A 17,932-nucleotide genomic window follows, 5' to 3' on the forward strand; every position below is an offset into this window, starting at 1 on the left:
GAGGGAGCCGTGCGACGCCGGGCCGCAGCGGCTCCCTCCCCAGCTCATCCGTTAGGTGCCGTCACCTACCTGGTCAGGCGACCGGCCAGGCCTTGACGGTGGTCTCCTTGCCGCCGGTGATCGTCTGGATCGTCATGTCGATCGCGTTGACGTCGCCGGTGGCCGGGTCGATCTTGATGTCCTTGCCCAGGATCGCCGTCGAGGACGGGATCGAAACCCCGGTTCCGCTCAGCACCTGCTCGGTGACGCCCTTACGCGTACCGTCGGACTTCTCGATCGCGGCCAGGATCACCTGAAGCGCCTGCACGCCGTAGAGCGCGTAGGGGCTGGCCGGGTCGGCGCCGTACTTGGCCTTGTAGTCGGTCAGGAACTTGCCGGTGACCGTGGACTTCGCGAGGTCCGACAGGCCCAGACCCGGGAACGTCTGGTACGCGCCCTCAGCCTCGGGCATCTTGTCGAACTCCGGGTAGCCGACCATGCCGTCCGGGCCGATCAGCTTCACCGTCTTGTTGTCGCCCAGGATGCGGACCTTGTCCTTGACCAGCTGGCCGCCGTTGTTGTCGAACACGCCACCGGTGAAGACACAGTCGACGGCGTCGGTCTTGGCCTTGTTGAACAGAGCGTTGTAGTTGGTCGCCTTGGCGTCCCACGCCGCGGTGCTCACCTTGATGCCCTGCTTGGTGGCCTCATCGGCGAACTGCTTCGCGACGCCCTTGCCGTAGGTCTCGGTGTCATCGAGGACGAGGCAGTTCTTCACACCCAGGTCCTTGATCGCCATCTGCGCGGCGGCCTTGCCCTGGTAGTCGTCGGTGGTGACCACACGCGCGTAGTTGCGCTTGTTGGTCGGGTACCACTTGGCGGGCTCACCGGTGTCCCAGGTCTTGGTGAGGCCGGGGTTGGTGTTCGCGTGCGAGACCATCAGCATCGGGCCGCTCGGGTCCTGGTTCAGCACCGGGATCTGCAGCTGCGCGCAACCGGAGTTGTACGTGCCCATGACCGCGACCTCGTTCGTGTTGGCCACGTGGTCGTTCGCGTTCTTGGTGCACTGCGCCGCGTCCCACTTGCCGGCCGCCGCGGTCGAGTCGTCGTACTTCTTGAGCGTGACCTTGTACTTGCCGGCCTTGTTGCCGGCCTGCTCGAGGTAGAGCGACATCGCGTTCCAGGTCGAGTCGGAGGCGTCCTTCGACGAACCCTGGAAGGGAAGGTCCACGCCGACGACGACCTCGGTGGTGCCCGAGCCGCTTTCACCGCCGGAGCTGTCGCACGCCGTCGCCGCGACCGCGGTGGCGGCTGCGGCGGCAAGCACGGTGAGTGCCTTGATGCGCCTGTTCATCCTATTCCTCTCGACTCCTCAACCCATGTCCGTCTTCGGGCGACCCGCAGACGGTCGGTTGCCTGACGCACAACAGCCAATTGCGTGCTCATGGCTGTGATGCGTGACACCGGTGGCGCGAACGTAGGTGTTCGCGAGGAGCCATGTCAAGGCTTGGGACACGCACACGCCGACATTGGCGACCAAGCCGTGACCCAACGGTGGCCAACGCGATGCGATCACATGACCGAAACATGATCGACTTAATAGATGAAAGCAAAAACCCGCAGGTCAGAGACCTGCGGGTGGGTACTTTCCGGAGCTACTCGGCCGCTTCGGCAGCCGCCTCCTCGATGATCCGCTCAGCGACCTCACGCATCGTCATCCGATGATCCATCGCCGTCCGCTGAATCCACTTGAACGACTGCGGCTCCGTCATCCCGTACTGCGTCATGAGCGCACCCTTCGCGCGCTCCACCGCCTTACGAGTCTCCAGCCGGTCGCTCAACCCGGCGACCTCAGCCTCCAACGCCGCCACCTCGGCATGCCGCGACAACGCGATCTCGATCGCCGGCACCAGATCCGACTTCTGGAACGGCTTCACCAAGTACGCCATCGCACCGGCCGCCCGCGCCCGCTCCACCAGATCCCGCTGACTGAACGCCGTCAGAATGATCACCGGAGCCAGCCGCGCGCCGGCGACCTTCTCCGCCGCCGCCAAACCATCCATGATCGGCATCTTGATGTCGAAGATGCACAGATCGGGCTTCAGCTCCTCGGCCAGGCGTACCGCGGTCTCACCGTCCCCGGCCTCGCCGACGACCTCGTAGCCCTCCTCGCCCAGCATCTCGGCGAGGTCGAGCCGAATGAGCGCCTCGTCCTCCGCGATCAGCACCCGCTTGCGCGCCGCCTGTCCTTCGGTCACCGACTCAACCCCCACACCGCGATCCTTGTTTCAGTGTTGCAGCCTAGTCGGGTACAGTGAGCCAGCCGAGCCGGGATGGCGCAATTGGCTGACGCGATGGTCTCAAAATCCATTGTCCGAAAGGACGTGCGGGTTCGAATCCCGTTCCCGGCACAATTGTCGTACTGACGTTCGACAATCACCGCATGGCAGCGCGGCACCCCATTGAGCGTCGACACCACGCACGCGCCCTGTACGCGACCGGACTCGGCATCGCCTCCGTGGCCCGAATCATGGGCCTTCCTCGTCACACCGTCTGGTACTGGTGTGTAGGCAACGGACGCCTCGACCTCGAACCGCACGCGGCGATCCCCTGCCCTCGGTGTCAGAACCCGCCGCAGGCGCCGCCCGATCCCGAGTCCTACGCCTATCTACTGGGCCTCTATCTGGGCGACGGGCATCTGACGATCACCGCCAAGACGCCCGTCCTGCGGATCGCTTGCGACGACAAGTACCCCGGCATCATGGCCGAGGCCGAGGCGGCGATGCTGGCCACGCTCGCTCGCAAGGTTCAACGAGTCCGCTCCGTGGGGTGCACCGGCATCCAGTCCTACGCGAAGCATTGGCCGTGCCTGCTTCCGCAGGCCGGTCCCGGCAAGAAGCACAACCGCCCGATCGTCCTCGAACCGTGGCAGGAGGAGATCGTGGCCGCCCATCCAGGCCGTTTCCTGCGCGGCCTGTTCCACTCGGACGGCTGCCGAGTGGTCAACCGCGTGCACAAGGGCGGCCGCGACTACGAGTACCCACGCTATTTCTTCAGCAACAAGTCGCCGGACATCATGCGGATGTGCCAGGTGGCGTTGAACCGGCTCGGGGTGGAGTGGCGGATGGCTCGGCCGGATTCGCTCAGCGTCGCGCGGCGTACGGCGGTGGAGCGGTTGGATCGCGACGTCGGCCCGAAGGACGGTCAAGACGTCGGCCCGAAGGACGGATAACTCGCGCGACCGGGCTGGGTGTGGCCGGTAGGCTGGGCGGCTATGCGCTGGTCACAGATGTTTGTCCCTACTTTGCGGCAGGATCCGGCGGACGCCGACGCCGTGAGCCATCGACTGTTGCTCCGCGCCGGGTTCATCCGGCAGCTCATGGCCGGGCATTACAGCCTGCTGCCGTTGGCGATCCGCGTACGCGCGAAGATCATGACGGTGATCCGGGAGGAGATGGATCGGATCGGGGCGCAGGAGTTCCTGTTGCCGGCGATGCATCCGGCCGAGATCTGGCACAAGTCGGGGCGCTGGGATGTCATGGGGCAGGAGATGTTCCGGCTGCGTGATCGGCGGGGCGCTGATCTGGCGTTGGGGATGACGCATGAGGAGATCTTCGCGACGGTCGCTTCGGAGTTGCGGTCCTATCGGGAGTTGCCGCAGGCGTGGTATCAGTTCCAGACGAAGTTCCGGGATGAGCCGCGGCCGAAGAGTGGGCTGATGCGCGTACGCGAGTTCACGATGAAGGACTCGTACACGTTCGATGTGGATGAGGCCGGGCTGGATACTGCGTTCGACCGGCATTACGAGGCGTATCGGCGGATTTTCGAGCGGCTGGGGATTCCGGTCGTGGCGGTCGAGGCGTCGAACGGGACGATGGGCGGCAGTGATTCGCGGGAGTTCATGTGCCCGTCGGGTGCCGGTGAGGACATCACGATCGTCTGTCCGGGGTGCGGGTACGCGGCGAATGTGGAGGCTGCGCAGGCGGCGCTGACGGCTGTCGAGGACGCGGATCTGCTGGACGCGCCGGAGCGGTTCGCCACTCCGGGCGTACGCACCATCGAAGATCTCGCGGTGGGTCACGGGTTCGCCGGGGATCGTCAGGTCAAGACGCTGGTGTATGTCGTGGACGATCAGTTGACGCTGGTGTTGTTGCGGGGCGACCACGCGCTGGTGGAGCAGAAGCTGGTGGACGCGCTCGGGGCGATCACGATTCGGCCGGCGCAGGCGGAGGAGATCCGTGCGGCGCTCGGTGCGTTGCCCGGCAGTCTGGGGGCGGTCGGCGTCAGCGGGTTGCCGATCGTGGCGGATGAGGCGTTGCGCGGGCGGCGTGGGATGGCGACCGGCGCCAACGTGGACGACGTGCACTTGCGTGGGGTCGAGGTCGATCGGGACATCGTGGTCGGGCGCTGGGCCGATCTGCGTGAGGTGGTCGCCGGGGAGCCGTGCGTACGCTGTGGCACGCCGTTGGAGGCGACGAAGACCGTCGAGGTCGGGCACATCTTCAAGCTGGGCCGTAAGTACAGCGAGTCGATGGGTGTCAGCGTGCTGATGGCGGACGGGACTCGGGTCGCGCCGATCATGGGTTCGTACGGCATCGGGGTGGAGCGGGCCATCGCGGCGATCGTCGAGACGCACCACGATGACAAGGGCATCGTGTGGCCGATGGCGGTGGCGCCGTTCCAGGTCGTCATCGTGCAGCTCGGTACCGATGAGGCGACCGCGCTGGCGGCCCGTGAGCTCTACGAGCGTTTGGGCAACAACGGTATCGAGGTCGTCTGGGACGACCGCGAGGAGCGGCCGGGCGTGAAGTTCAGCGACTCCGAGTTGGTAGGCATCCCGTTGCGGGTGACTGTCGGTGCGCGTGGGCTGGCCCGGGGCGTCGTCGAGGTGACGCGCCGCTCGACCGGCGACACCGTCGAGGTGCCGGTCGAAGAGGCCGCCGTACGCCTCGCCGACCAAATCCGCCCCGCCTAACCCCCACCCTCCTACCCCGCCCCCACCCCCTCCCCCACACCCCCGGCCCCACACCCCCGGCACGTTGATCATGGAGTTTGCACCCTCGCCACGCCGTCGACACCACGGTTAACTCCATGATCAACGGGGAGAGGCGGGGGCACGCGGGGAGAGGCGGGGGCGCGCGGGGAGGGAGTGGGGGCGCGCGGGGAGGGAGTGGGGGAGGGAGTGGGGGTGGGAGGGGGTTAGGTGAGGCGGAGGCGGAGGGTGCGGTAGAGCAGTCCGACGCCGAAGACGGCGAGCCCGCCGACCACCGCCGGCCAGGGCAGTGTGGCGACGAGCGCCACGCAGCCGAGAGCGCCGAGTGCCTGGAGGATCCGCGGGTAGCGCCGGTCGGCGCCGGTCTGGGTCCAGGCGGCGAGGTTGGCGATCAGGTAGTACACCAGGACGCCGAAGGACGAGAAGCCGATCGCCCCGCGGAGGTCGACGGTGAGCACGAGGGCGCAGACCACGACGGCGAGGGCGATCTCGGCTCGGTGGGGGACGGCGTACCGGGGGTGCACGGCGGACAGCCAGCGGGGCAGGTCGTCGTGGCGGGCCATGGCCAGTGCGGTGCGGCCGATCCCGGCGATGAGGGCCAGCAGTGCGCCGAGGCTGGCGAGGGCGGCTCCGACGCGGACGAGGGGCGCGGCCCAGTTCCAGCCGGCGGCGTGCACGGCGTCGGCCAACGGGGCGACCGACGCGGCCAGCTTCTCCGGGCCGAGGATGTGCAGGAGCGCTACGCCGACGACGGCGTACACGCCGACGGCCAGGGCCAGGGCGGTCAGAATGGCTCGCGGAATCGTGCGCTGCGGCTCGCGTACCTCTTCTCCCATGGTCGCGATCCGCGCGTACCCGGCGAAGGCGAAGAACAACAGACCGGCCGATTGCAGGACCCCGTAGGGTGACGCGCCGCGGGCCGCTTCCGGGCCCGGGGGGCCCAGCAGGCTCGCGGTGGCGACCACCGCGAGCACGGCCAGGACCGCCACCACGATGATCATCGCAAGCCGGGCGGTACGCGTGACGCCGCGGTAGTTGACCGCGGCCAGGGCGAGGACCGCGACGACGGCGGCCGGGCGCTGCCAGGGCGCGGGTACGGCGTAGGCGGCGAACGTCAGGGCCATGGCCGCGCAGGAGGCGGTCTTGCCGACGACGAACCCCCAGCCCGCGACGTAGCCCCACCACTCCCCCAGCCGTTCGCGGCCGTAGACGTAGGTGCCGCCGGAGGTCGGGTACTGCGCGGCGAGTTGGGCCGACGCCGTGGCGTTGCAGTACGCGACGACGGCGGCCACGGCCAGTCCGGCGAGCAGCAGGCTGCCGGCGGCTCGTGCGGCGGGGGCGAACGCCGCGAAGACGCCGGCTCCGATCATCGAGCCGAGCCCGATGACGACGGCGTCGGCCGGGCCGAGCCGGCGGGCCAGTTCCACGCCGAGATTGTGTCAGCCGGCGGCCCGGCCCGGGTGCCCGGTCAGGCGTCGGCGACCGCCAGGGACTTCGCCGCCGGAACGGCTCTGAGGTGGACGGTGTCGCCGGGTGCGAGGCCGAGTCGGCTCGCGGAGCCCCGGGTGATCTGCGCCCAGACGTCGCGGTCGCCGGCGGTCAGCTCGACGCGTACCTCGAAGCCGAGGTGCACCACCCGGTTGACGACCGCGGCCGTCGAGCCGTCGGCGGGCTCGGCGGTGATGTCGATGTCGTGCGGCCGGACCAGGCGGCCGTCCAGCTCGGTCACCGGGCCGAGGAAGCTCATGACGAACGGGCTGGCCGGGTTGTCGTAGAGGTCCTGGGGCCGGCCCGCCTGTTTCACCTCGCCGTCGGCGAGCACCACGATCTCGTCGGCGACGTCCATCGCCTCCTCCTGGTCGTGGGTGACGAAGACGGTCGTCACGTGCACCTCGTCGTGCAGCCGGCGCAGCCAGGTCCGAAGCTCTTTGCGTACCTGGGCGTCGAGCGCGCCGAACGGCTCGTCGAGCAGCAGCACCTGCGGTTCGACGGCGAGCGCGCGAGCCAGCGCCATGCGCTGCCGCTGGCCGCCGGACAGCTGCGCCGGGTAACGATCGGCGAACTGTTCGAGGTGGACCAGCTGCAGCAGCTCGTCGACCCGGGACTGGATCTCGGCCTTCGGCCGCTTGCGGATCTCCAGCCCGAAGGCGACGTTGCGGCGGACGCTCATGTGCTTGAACGCCGCGTAGTGCTGGAACACGAACCCGACGTTGCGGCGCTGCGGCGACAGCCGGGTGGCGTCCACGCCGGAGATGAGCACCGCCCCGGCGTCCGGGGTCTCCAGTCCGGCGATGACGCGCAGCAGGGTCGACTTGCCGCCGCCGCTGGGACCGAGCAGGGCGGTCAGCGAACCGGAGGCGATGTCGACCGAGACGTCCTTGAGCACCGGGGTGCGGCCGAACGACTTCGAGACGCCGCGTACTTCGATGGCCATCAGTTGCCGTCCTTCGGGCGCAAAAGGGTGGTCAGGAGCAGGGAGCCGACGGCCAGCAGGGCCAGCACGGTGGCGGCGGCGAACGCGGCGGGCACCTCGTAGTTGAGGTAGCGCTCCTCGACGAACAGCGTCAGGGTCTGGGTCTCGCCGACGACTTTGCCGGAGACGACCGCCACCGCGCCGTACTCGCCGAGCGCGCGGGCCAGGCACAGCACGATTCCGTAGCCGAGCGCGCTGCGGATGCCGGGCAGGGTGATCCGGCGGAACGTCTGCCACGCGCCCGCGCCGAGGGTCCGGGCGGCTTGTTCCTGGTCGTCGCCCATCTCTTCGAGCACCGGCACGATCGCCCGGACGACCAGCGGCAGGGAGACGAAGACGGTGGCCAGGACCATGCCCGGCAGGGAGAAGATGACGTGGATTCCGGCGCTCTCCAGCCAGCCGCCGACCGTCGAGTACCGCCCGTACGCCAGGATCAGCGCGAGTCCGACGACGACCGGGGAGACCGCGAGCGGGAGGTCGATGAGCGCGTTGAGCAGTCGTTTGCCGGGGAAGTTCGTCCGCGTGAGCAGCAGGGCGACGCCGACGCCGAAGACGGTGTTCAGGACGACGGCCCACACGGCGACCTGGAGCGTCACCTGGAAGGCGTGGATCGCCTCCTCGGTGGTCAGCGCGTCGATCACGTTCTGCAGTCCGTCGCCGAAGGTCTGCCAGACGATCAGGCCCACCGGCAGGATCAGCAGGAACAGCAGATAGACCAGGGCGATCGCGCGGAGCAGGTATTTAGCCACGGCGGGACCCCCAACGCCGGACGAGATCCAGTCCGATGAGGACGACGAAGGCCACGACGAGCAGGGCCGTCGAGACGGCGGCCGCTGACGCGGTGTCGTCGCTCTCGATGCGGCCGAAGATGTTGACCGCGGCGACCTGGGTCTTGAAGGGCAGGTTGCCAGACAGCAGGACGGTGGAGCCGAACTCGGCGATGGCGCGGGTGAAGGCCAGCCCCGCGCCGGAGACCATGGCCGGGACCAGGTTGGGCAGGATGATCCGGCGGAACGTCAGCCACGGGCCGGCGCCGAGGGAGAACGCCGCCTGCTCCATGTCCCGGTCGAGTTCCTGGAGGACGGGCTGCACCGTACGCACGACGAACGGCAGCGTGACGAACAGCAGCGCGATGACCACCCCGGCCCGGGTGTACGCCAGGTTCAGGTGCAGTGGGCTCTTCACCCCGTACAGGGCGAGGAGGACGAGGCCGGCGACGATGGTGGGCAGGGCGAACGGCAGGTCGATCAGGGTGTCGACGATGGCCTTGCCGGGGAACCGGTCGCGGACCAGGACCCAGGCGATGAGCGTACCCATGAGCACGTTGATGACCGCGACCAGCGCGGAAGCCCCGAGGGTCAGCTTGAGCGCCGCCCACGAGTCCGGGGTGGTGACCGCTGACCAGAACGTGCCGAAGCCGCCCTCGACGCCCTTCCACGCGACGGCGGTCAGCGGGAACAGCACGATCAGGCTGAGGTAGAGCACGGCGAGGCCCAGCCCGAGGCCGGGGCCGACGCGTGGTTTGCGACCGGCCGAGGCCGGCACGCCCGCGGGAGCGGGAGCACCGGCCTCGGTGAGCACGGGGGTGGACATCACTTGCTCGGGCTCGCGCTGGGGCTGGTCGCCACGGTCGCGACGCCGTGCTTGGCCTCGATCAGGGCGATCGAGCCGGTCTTGGCGTCGAAGAACTCCTTGGTCACAGCCGGCCAGCCGCCCAGGTCCTGGATCGTGAACAGGCCGGACGGGGTCGGGAAGGTCACTCCGGTGTCCACTCCGGACACCGTGGGCCGGTAGCCGTTCTGCGCGAAGATCTTCTGTCCCTCGGCCGAGTAGAGGAAGTCGAGGAACGCTTTGGCCTCAGCCGGGTGCTCGGAGTTCTTGGTGACCGCGATCGGGTTCTCGATCAGGATGGTCGAGTCCGGGACGGTGTAGTCGAGCTCCTGGTTGTGCTGCTGGGCGAAGATCGCCTCGTTCTCGTAGGAGAGGATGGCGTCGCCCTTGCCGCCGGTGAAGGTCTGGAGCGAGGCCCGCGCCGACGCGTCCTGCACCGGCACGTTGCCGATCAGGCTGTCGATGTACGCCAGCCCGGTCGCCTTGTCCGCGCCCTTGTTCGCCTTGGCCCCGTACGCCGCCAGGATGTTCCACCGGGCGCCGCCGGAGGTGAACGGGTTCGGGGTGATGACCTCTACGCCTGGCTTGATCAGGTCGTCCCAGGTCTTCAGGCCCTTCGGGTTGCCCTTGCGGGTGGCGATGACGACGACCGAGTCGGTGATGAAGCCCTTGGTCGGGCCGCTGTTCCAGTCCTCGGCGACCAGGCCGGCGGTGACGAGCCGGGTCAGGTCGGGTTCCAGGGAGAACGCCGCGATGTCGGCCTTGAGACCGGCCGCCACGGCCCGGCTCTGATCGCCGGAGGCGCCGAAGGACGTCTTGAACTTGACGTTCTTGCCGGCGTCGGTCTTCTGGAAGGCCTTGATCAGCGCCTCATACGCCGCCTGCGGAGTGGAGTACGCCACCAGCGAGAGCGTCACCTCGGCCTGGTCCCCGCTACCGGAGTCGCCGTCGCCGCATGCCGTGAGCGCAGCCGTCGCCAGTACGGTCGCCGCGATCCCGGCGGCGAGTCGGATGCTCTGCCTTCTGGTGACCATTCCTACTAATCCCATCATCCATAGTTTTCCTACTGACTTGATGGGTTTTGAGTTTGCCATGGTCGACCAACGATGGGAAGAGGCACTTTCGGGTGACCCCAGTCACCCGCCCGGCCCGTCACACCGGGCGGTGGGGCACGCGGGCTAGAAGGGGAGCCGGCCGCTGGCCAGGTGGGCGAACGTCACCTGCTCCAGCATCCGCCGCTCCTGCGCCTCGACGGCGACCCAGACGTCCTGCAGCGTACGCGCGGGGCCCTGGTAGTCGAGGTCGGCCGGGATGTGGCCGCGCACTTGGGACAGCGGGCCGTCGATGATCTCGATGACTTCGGCGAGGCTGATCTGCGCGGCCGGGCGGGCGAGCCAGTAGCCGCCTTCGGGGCCACGCTGGGCGTTCACCACTCCCCCGCGCCGCAGCTGCAGCAGGATGCTCTCCAGGAACTTCGGCGGGATCTCCTGCGCCTTCGCGATCCGCTCCGAGGTGATCGGGAACTCGCCTGGAGGTTTCCCCGCTACGACAGGTTCGATCGTCGCCAGTTCGATGACGGCGCGGATCGCATAGTCGACGCGGGCGGAGAGGCGCATGCGAGTAATTATCACACTCCTCGTCCGGTCCTTGGGACGCCAGGGGCAGGGCTCGACCAGGCCATTGTCATTATCCTACTATGCCGATAGGTTAAATCTTCTTGACCGGAATTGGAGGTGACCATGACCCGGCTCGTCCTGCTCGCCCTCGTCGGCTTGGCGGCTCAGCTCGTCGACGGCGCGCTCGGCATGGCGTACGGCGTCACGTCGACGACGTTGCTGCTGCTCGCCGGGGTCGCGCCGGCCTCCGCCAGCGCGTCGGTCCACCTCTCCGAGATCGGCACGACCCTCGCCTCCGGCGTAGCGCACTGGCGCTTCGGCAACGTCGACTGGCGGGTCGTCACCCGGATAGCCGTTCCGGGCGCCGTCGGCTCCTTCCTCGGCGCGACCGTGCTGAGCACCATCTCGACGTCGACGGCCGCGCCGTGGACCTCGGGCGTACTGCTCGCGCTGGGCGTCTTCCTGGTCGCCCGGTTCACCCGCCCGCTGCGCCCGGCTCGGCCACGGCCGGTGCGTACCCGGTTCCTGGCCCCGCTCGGGCTGGTCGCGGGCTTCGTCGACGCCACCGGCGGAGGCGGCTGGGGTCCGATCGCGACACCCACGCTGCTCGCCTCGGGCCGCATGGAACCGCGCAAGGTGATCGGCTCGGTCAACACCGCGGAGTTCCTGGTCGCGGCGGCGGCCAGCGCCGGCTTCCTGATCGGCCTCGGCACCTCCGGCTTCGTCCTGCCCACCGTCATCGCCCTGCTCGCGGGCGGCGTCGTCGGCGCGCCCCTGGCCGCCTGGCTCGTCCGCGCGGTCCCGGCCCAGGTCATCGGGGCCGCGGTCGGCGGGCTCATCATCCTCACCAACACCCGCACCCTGTTGCGCGTGTCCGACCTCGAAAGCTCCGTGGGCCTATGGCTCTATCCGCTGCTCGGGCTCGTGTGGGTCAGTGCGATCACGATCGCGATCCGCATCCACCGACGAGTACGCACAACGCAGCAACCGTCGCCGGTCGCCGAGCCGGAGCTGGAACCCGCGGCCTCCTAGGCCGGCGGTCCGCGTTCACGCGCCGGAGCGGATACGATCCCGCATCGTGCATCGTGATCTTCCGGATTCGGTCCGCCGCCTAGTCCGCGTCCTCCTCTGCGGAGCCGCGTTGAGCGCGGTGATGATCGTCGTCGGCGTCCTGGAGGCGGCACACGCCTCCGCCAATGTCGACGCGGCCTTGCAGCTTCTCATAGACCGGTTTCCCTACGATTTCGTGCCGGTGCGCGGAATCGCCGCGGCTCTCGAGCGGCTGGCCCGTGAGCTCGCCGGGGTCGGCGTGATCGGAATGCTGATGCTGCCCACCGCCGCGATAGTGATCCGTGGTTGGCGAGGGACCCGGACCCTGCTCTGGTCGCTGTGGGTGCTCCTGCTCGCCGGGCAGCTGATGATCATGTACGAGTCGGGCAGCGGCCTGATCCTCAGCGGAACCCGGGCAGGGACGCCGGAGGCGGCGGTGGAGCCGCTCCTCAAGCTGCCGGGTCTGGACTGGTTCGTCTTCACGCCGCAGGTGCTGTTGTTCGTCGTGCTCTATCGGATGTATCGACTGATCCTGGCCGACGAGACGGAAACCTTCCTCGCCGCCCGCAAGGAGGTCCCGGACGATCCGGCGTGGGTGGAAGGCATGCAGGCCATCAAGGCCCGGCGGGCGGAGCGTGCGGCGAGCACGAGCCGAGGCGGCGGGCCCGGGGCATGATCTTCCCGAGCGGTCAGACCTTGCGGAGCAGGCCTTCTTGGACGGCGGTCGCGATGTGGCGGCCGGACGCGTCGAGCATCCGGCCCGCGGCGAGACCGCGCGCGCCCGAGGCCGACGGGGACCAGGAGTCGTAGAGGAACCACTCGTCGGCGCGGAACGGCCGGTGGAACCACAGCGCGTGGTCGAGGCTCGCCCCGATGACGCCGCCGGGTCCCCAGACCTCGCCGTGGTAGGACAGGACCGAGTCGAGCAACGTCAGGTCGGACGCGTAGGTCAGCGCGCAGGCGTGCACGAGCGGGTCGGTCGGCAGTTTGCCGTCGATGCGCATCCAGACGCGCTGATGCGGGTCGGGCGTACGGTCGCCGGGGCGGACCCAGCCCGGCTCGCCGACGTAGCGGACGTCGAGGGGGCGCGGGATCTGCGTCCAGATGGCCACGCGCTCCGGGTACTTCGCGAGCCGGTCGAGCATCGTCGGCAGCTCGTCCGGGCCGGGCACGTCCGACGGCCCCGGCGCGTGATGGTCGAGGCCCTGCTCCTCGATCTGGAACGAGGCCGACATCAGGAAGATCGGCTTGCCGCCCTGCAACGCGACCGACCGCCGGACCGAGAAGGACCGGCCGTCGCGGATGACCTCGACGGCGTAGTCGATCGGCTCCTGCGGATCGCCGGGGCGGACGAAGTAGCCATGCAGCGAGTGCACGTGCCGGGCCGGGTCGACGGTACGCCCGGCGGCCGACAGCGCCTGCGCGGCGACCTGACCGCCGTAGACCCGCATCGGCAGGTGGCTCGTGCTGTGCCCGCGAAACCGCAGCTCGTCGAGCTGCTCCAGGTCGAGTAGCCGAATCAGGTCGTCGACGGCGGCCTGCCCCATGAGCGGGCCGCCGTCGGCGTCCGAGGTCACCGGTAACCGGCCAGCGCGGGCGTGAGGGAGCCCAGCTCGTGCACCCGCAGGGTGTTCGTCGAGCCGGGGGTGCCGGGCGGGCTGCCCGCCACGATCACGACGATGTCGCCCGGCTTGGCCCGGCCGAGGCCCAGCAGCGCCTGGTCGACCTGGCGGAACATGTCGTCGGTGTGGTGCACGAACGGCACCAGGAACGTCTCGACACCCCAGGACAGCGCCATCTGGTTGCGGACGTGCTCCTCCGGCGTGAACGCCAGCAGCGGCAGCGTGCAGTGCAGCCGGGCGAGGCGGCGGACGGTGTCGCCGGTCTGCGTGAACGCGACCAGGGCCCGGGCGCCGACGGCGGTGGCGATGTTGGAGGCGGCCACGGTGAGCGCGCCACCCCGCGTACGCGGGTCGTGCTGGAGCCGGGGCACGCCGACCTGGCCGGCCTCGGTGGTCGTGATGATCTTCGCCATCGTGCTGACGGTGAGCACCGGGTACTTGCCGACGCTGGTCTCGCCGGACAGCATCACCGCGTCCGCGCCGTCGAGGACGGCGTTGGCGACGTCGCTGGCCTCGGCCCGGGTCGGGCGCGAGTTCTCGATCATCGAGTCGAGCATCTGGGTCGCCACGATGACCGGCTTGGCGAACTCCCGGCACAGCTGGACGGCCTTCTTCTGCACCAGCGGGACCTGGTCGAGCGGCATCTCCACGCCGAGATCGCCGCGCGCCACCATCACGCCGTCGAACGCGTCCACGATCGCCTCGAGGTTGGCGACCGCCTCCGGCTTCTCCACCTTCGCGATGACCGGGCGGTGGATGTCCTCCTCCGCCATGATCTGGTGGACGAGCTTGATGTCCTCGGGCGACCGCACGAAGGACAGGGCGACCCAGTCGACGCCGAGCCGCAGCGCGAACCGCAGGTCCTCGATGTCCTTCTCGGACAGCGCCGGGACGCTGATCGCGACGTTCGGCAGCGAGACGCCCTTGTTGTTGGAGACCATGCCGCCCTCGACGACGCGGCACTTGATGTCGGGCCCGTCGACGCCGATCACCTCGACGGCCACCTTGCCGTCGTCGATGAGCAGCTTGTCGCCCGGCCGCACTTCCTCGGGCAGCTTCTTGTAGGTGCACGAGACCCGGTCGGCGGTGCCCTCGATCTCCTCGCTGGTGATCGTGACCGTGTCACCGGTACGCCACTCGTGCGGTCCGTCGATGAACCGGCCGAGCCGGATCTTCGGGCCCTGGAGGTCGGCGAGGATGGCCACCGCCGCGCCGGCGGCCCGCGCCTGGCGGCGTACCTGCTCGTAGACGGCCTCGTGGTCGGCGTGGTCGCCGTGGCTGAAGTTGAGGCGGGCGACGTTCATGCCCGCGTCGATGAGGCCCTTGAGCCGCTCGGGGCTACTGGTGGCGGGGCCAAGGGTGCAGACGATTTTCGCGCGGCGTGTCACGTTGACTGAGCCTAGCCCTCAACCCCCCGAAGCACGAAGCCGGGATACACCCTTTAACGCTAGTTCACCTGCGGCATTCTTAGTTGTCCGCTGCGCCTAACCGGGCAGAGGGATCGAATATTCGCATGCGGTCCGTTGCCCACGCCTTCTAGCGTCGGCGGCATGATGCGCACACCCCTGGGCCGAGACGACTGCGGCCTCGCGCTCGACGCGCTGCGCGCGTGGGCCAAACCCGGCCGGTCGTCCAGTTCGCTCCACGTCGGCGACGTCGGCTGGTTCCTGCGCTTCGAGGAGGACACCGTCCGCTCCGCGCTGTCCCTGTGGTCGGATGCAACCGGTCCGGTGGCGGTCGAGCTGTTCGACCCCCCGGTACGCCGCTTCACCGTGGCACCGCGGGTGGAGGCCGATCCGAGTCTGCTGAGCGCCCTGGTCGAGACGATCACGGCCGACGGCAGCCCGATCGAGGTGGCGCCCGAGTCCGGGGTGCGTACGGCGTTGCTCCAGGCGGGCTGGACGGAGGATCCGTCGCCGGCCGCCCACTTCGTGCTGCCGCTGTCCGGCCCGATCACCGTCGACGTCCCGTACGCCCTGGTCGGCGAGGCCGACGCGGCGGCCCGGGTGGACGTGCAGCGCTCGGCGTTCCAGCGGTCGACCTTCACCGTGGCGCGCTGGCGGCAGCTGCATGCCTCGCCCGCCGGCCGGTACGCCGTCGACGTCCTGGTGCGTACGCCGGGCGGGTCGGCCGCGGCCGCCGCCATCGGCTGGTTCGCCGGGCCGGGCCGTTGCGCCGTGCTCGAACCGGTCGGCACCCATCCCCGCTATCGGCGCCGGGGTTACGGGCGGGCCGTCGTCCTGGCCACCGCCGAGGAACTACGCCGGTTGGGCGCGAGTGCCGTCGCCGTGCTGCCGCCCGCCGACAACGAACCGGCCGTCGGCGTGTACCGAGCGGCCGGGTTCGAAGTGGTCGCGCACGAGCACACGCTCAACCCGCCCGCAGCCTGAGTTCCGCCGGGGACGTCACCGATCCATCCGGCGCGTCAGGTCTTCGAGCTGCTCGGTCAGCGCGTCGATGCGGGCGATCCCGCGGTCGAACTCGCTGCCCTCGCTGGGCCGCATGCCCATCTCGCCGCCCATGATGTCCTCGGCCTGCTCGTTGTACGCCGCCTGAGCGGCCGTGATCGCCGCCGTCACCGCGTGCGAGAGCCGATCCGCGCCGCTGCGCAGGGCCGACTCGTCGATCCGCAGATCGCGCAGCATCCCGCCGGCCCCGGTACGCGCGACGACCAGCCCGTCGGGCGACCGGCCCTCGGCGCTGGCCTGCTCGAGCCGCTCCTGGGCCCGGCGCAGCCGGTCCACCTGGTCCAGCGCGTAGTGCGCGAGACCATCCAAGTTGTTCATGCCGGCCATGGCCGCCTCCCCGGTGTGTCCAAACCCGCCCCAGAGTTATCCACAGGGCGCGGAGGCACCATAGCCACCCGGGCCGAACCATGCCAAGATTCCCGTTGTGCCCGACGACATCACCGCGACGATGGCCCGTGACGTGGCGCCGATCCTCGCGCCGGGCGAGGAGCTGGCGGTCGCCGCGATCATCACGTCCTCCGACCCCGGAGCCACCGGACCGGTCCGGGTCGGCCCGGAGCTGGGCAACTTCGTCATCCGGCTGCTCACTCTCGGGCTGGTCGGCGAGAACACCCAGCTGATGCGGCGCGCGTTCTGGGGCCGCTCGGTCTCGGGGCCGCCCAACTCGCTGGCGCACACGCTGCACGACCTGATCCACGAGGCCAGCTGGGCCAAGCTGGTGCTCACCGACAAGCGCGTGATCATCGCGCGCGGTGAGCTGCTCGGCCCCGGCAGCTACAAGTTCGATCTGGTCGGGTCGCTGCCGCGGACCGCTGTCGTGGGCGCCCGACCGGCGCCGAAGGGCCTGATGCGGCGGGGCCGCCTGGAGCTGCGTTACGCCGACGGCTCCACCGGCGTCGTCAATCTGCTGAAGAAACAATCGTCCGTCGTGCTGCGCGCGCTGGGAGGGTGACGCGCCGCCGGCGGAGTTCCATGGGGAGGGAACTCAGGAGTGGATACCACCAAGATCGCCTTACAGGCTCTGGACGGCTACAAGCAGGCGGCGACGCAGATCGCCGACGGCTTCGACCGGGCCAAGCAGGGGCTGAGCGACGCCGATGTGAGCGGTGACAGCTTCGGGCTGCTCCAGGAGTCGCAGGGCATCGCCGGGAAGTACAGCGAGCGCTGTGAGGACGGCCTCCAGGTGCTCACCGACGGCCGGACCGTCTTCGACGCGCTGGCCGACGCGATGGAGGCGGTTCGCGACGCCTACCGCTCGGCCGACCTGGCCGCCGCCCAGCGATACGGAGGTAAGTGATCATGGCGCGTTCCGAATCCGGTGCGATGCGCATCGACGGCTGGCTGGCGCCGGCTGGGGCGGCGCTGCACATCGTCAAGCCGATCGTCGACTTCCTGTCGCACCCGCTCGACCAGGTCACCGGCGACCCCGAAGGGTTGCGGGCCAAGGCCCAGGCCTGGAAGCAGGCCGCGACCACGGTCGACGGGCTCATCACCCAGGAGGCCGACGCGCGAGCCAGGCTGATCGCCGCCTGGGAGGGTGACGCGGCGAACGCGTTCAACCGGGAGATCGGCGAGCTGGCGACCAGCCTCGCCCAGATCGTCGAGCACTTCAACGGCACGGCCGAGATGCTCGAGCAGTGCGCGATCGGCGCAGAGCAGGCCGAGGAGCTGGTGGTCGACATCGTCAAGGAGTTGATCGCCTGGCTGATCATCACGATCATCGTGGCGCTGGCCTCCTCGTGGATCACCCTCGGCGCGTCGGTCGCGGCCGGCACCGCCGCCGGATGGGCCGAGTCCGCGGTCGCCGCCGGCCGGTGCGCCACCGTCGCCGCCAAGCTGGCCAAGCTGCTGCGCACGGCCGAGGCGTTCCTCAAGAAGATGAGCGATTTCGCCAAGGCGTACAAGCTGACGAAGATCATGAAGACCGGTGTGGGCAACTGGACGAAGGCCCGGTTCGCGACCAGCGCGGGCTTCCAGCTAGTGGCCACCAACTGGGTGATCAAGAAGACGATCGTCGAGCCGACCGTCGGCAAACATGTCGTCCGGCCGGCCGTCGGGGCCGGCGACACGTCGATCGACTGGCCAGCCCTGTTATGACCAGGACAGCAGAAGAGGGGGCC

At 69.5% G+C, this 17,932-nt stretch carries 19 protein-coding genes and 1 tRNA gene; 9 read left to right on the top strand and 11 right to left on the bottom strand.

The genetic code is table 11. From position 1 onward, the window contains the following. Positions 1 to 73: 73 nt before the first annotated feature. Entirely contained in the window at positions 74 to 1,333 is a 1,260-nt protein-coding gene (locus AB0M47_RS19565; RefSeq protein WP_363415359.1) for a branched-chain amino acid ABC transporter substrate-binding protein, read from the bottom strand. Positions 1,334 to 1,634: 301 nt separating this feature from the next. After that, positions 1,635 to 2,237 carry a response regulator gene (locus tag AB0M47_RS19570; RefSeq protein ID WP_363415362.1) on the bottom strand — a complete coding sequence of 201 codons (603 nt, stop codon included), beginning with the start codon at positions 2,235 to 2,237 and terminating at the stop codon, positions 1,635 to 1,637. A 69-nt stretch (positions 2,238 to 2,306) separates the two neighbouring features. Between AB0M47_RS19570 and AB0M47_RS19575 the strand changes: the two genes are divergently transcribed. From AB0M47_RS19575 to AB0M47_RS19585, 3 genes are all read left to right on the top strand, one after another. After that, positions 2,307 to 2,390: transfer RNA gene (locus AB0M47_RS19575), tRNA-Leu, on the top strand. A gap of 32 nt (positions 2,391 to 2,422) precedes the next feature. Continuing rightward, positions 2,423 to 3,211: an LAGLIDADG family homing endonuclease gene (locus tag AB0M47_RS19580; RefSeq protein WP_363415364.1), complete on the top strand. Its 789-nt coding sequence runs from the start codon at positions 2,423 to 2,425 to the stop codon at positions 3,209 to 3,211. 42 nt (positions 3,212 to 3,253) lie between these two features. Next, on the top strand, positions 3,254 to 4,954 hold the full coding sequence (locus AB0M47_RS19585; protein ID WP_363415366.1) for a proline--tRNA ligase: 1,701 nt from the start codon (positions 3,254 to 3,256) through the stop codon (positions 4,952 to 4,954). 224 nt (positions 4,955 to 5,178) lie between these two features. Here the strand turns inward: AB0M47_RS19585 and AB0M47_RS19590 are convergent, their stop codons facing one another. From AB0M47_RS19590 to AB0M47_RS19615, 6 genes are all read right to left on the bottom strand, one after another. Then, positions 5,179 to 6,399: an APC family permease gene (locus AB0M47_RS19590; RefSeq protein WP_363415368.1), complete on the bottom strand. Its 1,221-nt coding sequence runs from the start codon at positions 6,397 to 6,399 to the stop codon at positions 5,179 to 5,181. Positions 6,400 to 6,440: 41 nt separating this feature from the next. Then, positions 6,441 to 7,406, bottom strand: coding sequence for a sulfate ABC transporter ATP-binding protein (locus AB0M47_RS19595; RefSeq protein ID WP_363415370.1), 966 nt, complete (start codon positions 7,404 to 7,406; stop codon positions 6,441 to 6,443). Further along, positions 7,406 to 8,194, bottom strand: coding sequence for a sulfate ABC transporter permease subunit (locus AB0M47_RS19600; protein ID WP_253761673.1), 789 nt, complete (start codon positions 8,192 to 8,194; stop codon positions 7,406 to 7,408). The genes AB0M47_RS19595 and AB0M47_RS19600 overlap by 1 nt, the downstream gene beginning before the upstream one ends. Continuing rightward, positions 8,187 to 9,038, bottom strand: a complete 852-nt coding sequence (gene cysT, locus AB0M47_RS19605) for a sulfate ABC transporter permease subunit CysT (protein ID WP_363415372.1) — start codon at positions 9,036 to 9,038, stop codon at positions 8,187 to 8,189. Before cysT ends, AB0M47_RS19600 begins: the two co-directional genes overlap by 8 nt. After that, on the bottom strand, positions 9,038 to 10,090 hold the full coding sequence (locus tag AB0M47_RS19610; RefSeq protein ID WP_363415374.1) for a sulfate ABC transporter substrate-binding protein: 1,053 nt from the start codon (positions 10,088 to 10,090) through the stop codon (positions 9,038 to 9,040). The genes cysT and AB0M47_RS19610 overlap by 1 nt, the downstream gene beginning before the upstream one ends. 144 nt (positions 10,091 to 10,234) lie before the next feature. Continuing rightward, entirely contained in the window at positions 10,235 to 10,672 is a 438-nt protein-coding gene (locus AB0M47_RS19615; RefSeq protein WP_363415377.1) for an Rrf2 family transcriptional regulator, read from the bottom strand. A 123-nt stretch (positions 10,673 to 10,795) separates the two neighbouring features. Between AB0M47_RS19615 and AB0M47_RS19620 the strand changes: the two genes are divergently transcribed. Continuing rightward, positions 10,796 to 11,704: a sulfite exporter TauE/SafE family protein gene (locus AB0M47_RS19620; RefSeq protein WP_363415380.1), complete on the top strand. Its 909-nt coding sequence runs from the start codon at positions 10,796 to 10,798 to the stop codon at positions 11,702 to 11,704. A gap of 121 nt (positions 11,705 to 11,825) precedes the next feature. Further along, positions 11,826 to 12,398 carry a hypothetical protein gene (locus AB0M47_RS19625; RefSeq protein ID WP_363415383.1) on the top strand — a complete coding sequence of 191 codons (573 nt, stop codon included), beginning with the start codon at positions 11,826 to 11,828 and terminating at the stop codon, positions 12,396 to 12,398. A gap of 13 nt (positions 12,399 to 12,411) precedes the next feature. Here AB0M47_RS19625 and AB0M47_RS19630 read toward each other — a convergent pair whose 3' ends face one another. Together AB0M47_RS19630 and pyk are read right to left on the bottom strand one after the other, a co-directional pair. Continuing rightward, the gene (locus AB0M47_RS19630; protein ID WP_363415429.1) at positions 12,412 to 13,269 is read right to left on the bottom strand and encodes an acyl-CoA thioesterase II; all 858 of its coding nucleotides are present in this window, start codon (positions 13,267 to 13,269) and stop codon (positions 12,412 to 12,414) included. Between the two features lie 26 nt (positions 13,270 to 13,295). Further along, entirely contained in the window at positions 13,296 to 14,732 is a 1,437-nt protein-coding gene (pyk, locus tag AB0M47_RS19635) for a pyruvate kinase (protein ID WP_363415386.1), read from the bottom strand. 162 nt (positions 14,733 to 14,894) lie between these two features. Here pyk and AB0M47_RS19640 point away from each other — a divergent pair, with 162 nt between their 5' ends. Continuing rightward, positions 14,895 to 15,734 carry a GNAT family N-acetyltransferase gene (locus AB0M47_RS19640; protein WP_363415389.1) on the top strand — a complete coding sequence of 280 codons (840 nt, stop codon included), beginning with the start codon at positions 14,895 to 14,897 and terminating at the stop codon, positions 15,732 to 15,734. Positions 15,735 to 15,749: 15 nt separating this feature from the next. Here the strand turns inward: AB0M47_RS19640 and AB0M47_RS19645 are convergent, their stop codons facing one another. Further along, entirely contained in the window at positions 15,750 to 16,130 is a 381-nt protein-coding gene (locus AB0M47_RS19645) for a YbaB/EbfC family nucleoid-associated protein (RefSeq protein WP_363415392.1), read from the bottom strand. 106 nt (positions 16,131 to 16,236) lie between these two features. Between AB0M47_RS19645 and AB0M47_RS19650 the strand changes: the two genes are divergently transcribed. Genes AB0M47_RS19650 through AB0M47_RS19660 form a run of 3 tightly spaced genes read left to right on the top strand, consistent with a single transcriptional unit; the run spans position 16,237 to position 17,909 of the window. Then, on the top strand, positions 16,237 to 16,764 hold the full coding sequence (locus AB0M47_RS19650; RefSeq protein WP_253761665.1) for a hypothetical protein: 528 nt from the start codon (positions 16,237 to 16,239) through the stop codon (positions 16,762 to 16,764). A 39-nt stretch (positions 16,765 to 16,803) separates the two neighbouring features. Next, entirely contained in the window at positions 16,804 to 17,109 is a 306-nt protein-coding gene (locus AB0M47_RS19655; protein ID WP_363415395.1) for a hypothetical protein, read from the top strand. Between the two features lie 2 nt (positions 17,110 to 17,111). Continuing rightward, positions 17,112 to 17,909 carry a WXG100 family type VII secretion target gene (locus AB0M47_RS19660; protein WP_363415398.1) on the top strand — a complete coding sequence of 266 codons (798 nt, stop codon included), beginning with the start codon at positions 17,112 to 17,114 and terminating at the stop codon, positions 17,907 to 17,909. The last annotated feature ends 23 nt before the right edge of the window (positions 17,910 to 17,932 follow it).

The organism is Hamadaea sp. NPDC051192 (genome assembly GCF_040682475.1).
GTDB lineage: Bacteria > Actinomycetota > Actinomycetes > Mycobacteriales > Micromonosporaceae > Hamadaea > Hamadaea flava.

Excerpts from the sequence above, each read along its gene's own strand:
- cysT (WP_363415372.1), bottom strand. The coding sequence starts at position 9,038 with ATGTCCACCCCCGTGCTCACCGAGGCCGGTGCTCCCGCTCCCGCGGGC.
- AB0M47_RS19585 (WP_363415366.1), top strand. The coding sequence starts at position 3,254 with ATGCGCTGGTCACAGATGTTTGTCCCTACTTTGCGGCAGGATCCGGCG.
- AB0M47_RS19625 (WP_363415383.1), top strand. The coding sequence starts at position 11,826 with ATGATCGTCGTCGGCGTCCTGGAGGCGGCACACGCCTCCGCCAATGTC.
- AB0M47_RS19610 (WP_363415374.1), bottom strand. The coding sequence starts at position 10,090 with ATGGTCACCAGAAGGCAGAGCATCCGACTCGCCGCCGGGATCGCGGCG.
- AB0M47_RS19660 (WP_363415398.1), top strand. The coding sequence starts at position 17,112 with ATGGCGCGTTCCGAATCCGGTGCGATGCGCATCGACGGCTGGCTGGCG.
- AB0M47_RS19640 (WP_363415389.1), top strand. The coding sequence starts at position 14,895 with ATGATGCGCACACCCCTGGGCCGAGACGACTGCGGCCTCGCGCTCGAC.
- AB0M47_RS19615 (WP_363415377.1), bottom strand. The coding sequence starts at position 10,672 with ATGCGCCTCTCCGCCCGCGTCGACTATGCGATCCGCGCCGTCATCGAA.
- AB0M47_RS19580 (WP_363415364.1), top strand. The coding sequence starts at position 2,423 with ATGGCAGCGCGGCACCCCATTGAGCGTCGACACCACGCACGCGCCCTG.
- AB0M47_RS19565 (WP_363415359.1), bottom strand. The coding sequence starts at position 1,333 with ATGAACAGGCGCATCAAGGCACTCACCGTGCTTGCCGCCGCAGCCGCC.
- AB0M47_RS19645 (WP_363415392.1), bottom strand. The coding sequence starts at position 16,130 with ATGAACAACTTGGATGGTCTCGCGCACTACGCGCTGGACCAGGTGGAC.
- AB0M47_RS19595 (WP_363415370.1), bottom strand. The coding sequence starts at position 7,406 with ATGGCCATCGAAGTACGCGGCGTCTCGAAGTCGTTCGGCCGCACCCCG.
- AB0M47_RS19620 (WP_363415380.1), top strand. The coding sequence starts at position 10,796 with ATGACCCGGCTCGTCCTGCTCGCCCTCGTCGGCTTGGCGGCTCAGCTC.
- AB0M47_RS19630 (WP_363415429.1), bottom strand. The coding sequence starts at position 13,269 with ATGGGGCAGGCCGCCGTCGACGACCTGATTCGGCTACTCGACCTGGAG.